The sequence below is a fragment of the uncultured Oceanicoccus sp. genome, from assembly GCF_963968385.1.
GTDB lineage: Bacteria > Pseudomonadota > Gammaproteobacteria > Pseudomonadales > Dasaniaceae > Oceanicoccus.
Map to the genome: position 1 here is coordinate 1 of NZ_CAXAHB010000124.1, position 3,065 is coordinate 3,065.

Here is a 3,065-nt window from a genome sequence, read left to right on the forward strand (position 1 = left end):
ACTGTCGAACCCGCAGCAGTAAATCCTGCACTTTTTCGCTGTATTCAAAATCCATGCTTTTCTCCAAATCTGTTGTCAGGTACTGGATAGCCTCTAGAAAAATGTTTAAAACTCTGAATTTCCGACATTAAAATTCATATAATTCAGACTGGCCTCTATTCAGACAATAAACATTTTCTCTCACGAACAAACAGCCATAAATGACCGCACCCATACACTTTTGATTGAAAAGTGATGCTCAGTGGCGCCAGATTCTGCTGTTGTAGGGGGTGTTACTATATTATCGCTAGAAACGTGTTTATTACGCCCAAACCTTAACGTGGGGCAAGACAAACAAGGGAATCATATTCGGTCAGGATAATATTTGCCTGCTAGTCTTCGATAAGCCAAATTATCATCACCCTGCCCTTATCTCACCAGAGATAAGGGCAGCGAAACATCTTGCTTATTTGCGTCTGCATCAACCTAGCTCTTAATAATCTTTAAGTGCTGTAATGGTGCGCCTTCTGGATCAGCCGCGGTTATAATTACAAAACTCCGGCAATTTCTGATCGACGGAAATATTTCCTTTAGCAAAACCGTTAGTAGAAAGCGCACTCCCATACTGACACTCCGACATAAGCATATGCGGTGCCATCGACTGATTTGCGCATACTCTCATCAACTTGTAGCTGGGAGAGAAATGTAGTTTCGAACGCAAGTCCGATGTCGCAAACGATAAACACATCGACGGTTTCGTTATTTTCACTGATGAAGATTACCTGATGGCTTAAAAAGAAAGTAGCCGCACCAGAAAAAAACAAGTTTTGTAGCCTCAAGAAACTCTATGTGCCTTTGCCCAAGTGCTAGACCCCTGCCAGCCCGGTGAGACCACTGGCTGTGCCTTATAAAACCAGCTTTGCTCGACAAGGCTTGAAGGTGGGTTTGGAACTTGAAAAAATGAATCCGACCTGTCGCTGGTCGAGCTTTGATGCCATTCGCCTTGGCAGAGAACCCGATCCGAGCGTGCCGGCAACCATTCAAGAAAGAGCTTGGTCTTCGCCGATTTGGTCAGACGCTTAATGACGATCATCTAAAAGAGTAGACAATGACACTTCAAAGCTATATAAATTAGGCTTCGCAAGTTATTATAATAACTCTAATTTTCCCATAACCTATCCTATAGAGGTGCTTGACATCAAGAACATGCGAGAAGCTCTGGTCTAAACATTCGGCTGGAACAAAGCCCAAAGGGCACCCCACCTAAGTTTTCTAAGAGAGGCACAACCGGTATGGCAACGCTGCCAACCTTGCCGACGAAACGCTTATCACAAGCCTTGGTAGCCGCATTGATAAACTTGGTTTTGATCTTGAGCTTATTGCTGAGATCGAACTTCCGGTGAAGCGTGGCCGTAACAGCATTAATCTTTTGTCTGACGGTCTAATGATTACCCGCAATCTCGAATACGATCACAACAAAAAATCGGTCTTCACCAAAATAGAGATATTTAGAATATGTTAGAGTCAAAAAACAATCACAATAGTCCGCTACAAATCGATCCTCCACGACCTTTTCGTTTTTATATTTCAAGATTGCTGACAAAACTGTCTGATCGGGCACGCATAGAGGAGCAACACACAACCTTTGAAGCTAATCGGACAAAAAACCAACAACCTCATGTGGTTGAATACTTTCATCAGTTTGATGACCCTTATTCCCATTTAACAGCACAAATTTTGGCAGAATTCGCCAGTCGTTATCATATCAAGATAAAACCCCACCTTATGCGCGCAACGGGCGGCGATGATCAGCCTGAAGAATTGAAACTTGCTGTTTTGGCACAACGCGATGCGGCATTAATTGCGCCGTATTTTAATTTAGAGTTTCCTGAAAATGCGCCCATGGTTCCCAATGCCAACCTAATTAAACAGGCGCAATCTTTATTGATCAAAATGCCTGCGGATAAATTTGTCGCCGAGTTAAAAGAACTGAGCAATAAAGTTTGGCAAGGTGAGAAAATTGACGTGTCGAATAATTGCGGAACAGATCAGGAAGTGACTATCGCCGTTGATCGAGGTTCTGCACGTATTAAGGAATTGAACTATTATTCTGGTGGTAGTTTCTATTATGGTGGTGAATGGTATTGGGGGGTCGACCGTTTATTTCATCTTGAAAAGCGTTTAAAGGATCTGGGGTTGGCAAAGGCTAAAGATACGACTTTTATTGCCCCACGACCCGAACTAAATGTTCAGGGTTTAAATGCCAAGGGTCTCACTTTAGATTTTTTCCCATCACTCAACAGCCCTTATACAGCGATCATCTTTGATAAAACTATTGCAATGGCCAAAGCCAGCGGTGTCACGCTGAATCTCAGGCCTGTATTGCCAATGATCATGCGGGGTGTTGCTGCCACTCCATCCAAGGCAAATTATATTTTTGTTGATGTAAGGAGAGAGGCTGACTTTTTCAATTTGCCTTTTGGGACCGTAGCTACGCCTGTCGGAGAACCAACGCGCCAATGCTATTCACTTCTACCATGGGCTAAAACGCAAGGCAAAGATATAGAATTACTCAGTGTATTTCTTAGATTTTCCTTCGTCGAAGGCATTGGTCTTCATAAGAAAAAGAATATTCGACGAGCGGTTGAAGAGGTGGGCTTGGATTGGTCAGAAGCCAAAAAACATCTAGGCAGTGACGACTGGAAAGCCATCACTGAAAAAAACCAAGAGGCAATGGTGGAGGACATAGGGCTTTGGGGCGTACCAAGCTATCGCCTGTCTGGGCCTGACGGAAAACCGGATTTGGCAGTTTGGGGCCAAGACCGTTTATGGTTGGTGGCTGCTGAAATTAAGCGTCGTACTTCCTGAAAAATTTATCAATGAATCACAGAAGGTTAAAATAATGAAATCAAAATCGTTAAAAACAGTTATTGCTCTGGTGGCAACGCTGTTAATTGCCGGCGGCAGTTATTGGCAGATCAATCTCAATAAGGACTGGCGTGAGCAGCATGCCTACGCCAAGGGTGTGGATGCGATGATTTATGCGTTCCCGTACCAATTAAACACAGTGCTTCGCTATAAATGGA

1 protein-coding gene and 2 pseudogenes are annotated in these 3,065 nt (G+C 43.6%); all 3 read left to right on the forward strand.

The window, feature by feature from the left end; all coding sequences use genetic code 11:
* Positions 1–939: 939 nt before the first annotated feature.
* Positions 940–1,062 (forward strand): annotated as a pseudogene (locus tag AACP44_RS08915) (DUF3604 domain-containing protein); the annotation flags it as partial.
* 432 nt (positions 1,063–1,494) lie between these two features.
* Positions 1,495–2,847 (forward strand): DsbA family protein, encoded by a 1,353-nt coding sequence (locus AACP44_RS08920; RefSeq protein WP_339340178.1) that lies wholly within the window; start codon positions 1,495–1,497, stop codon positions 2,845–2,847.
* Positions 2,848–2,881: 34 nt separating this feature from the next.
* Positions 2,882–3,065: pseudogene (locus AACP44_RS08925) on the forward strand (DUF1254 domain-containing protein); the annotation flags it as partial.

Bases quoted from the DNA above. Each gene is read 5' to 3' on its own strand.
- AACP44_RS08920 (WP_339340178.1), top strand. From the start codon at position 1,495: ATGTTAGAGTCAAAAAACAATCACAATAGTCCGCTACAAATCGATCCT.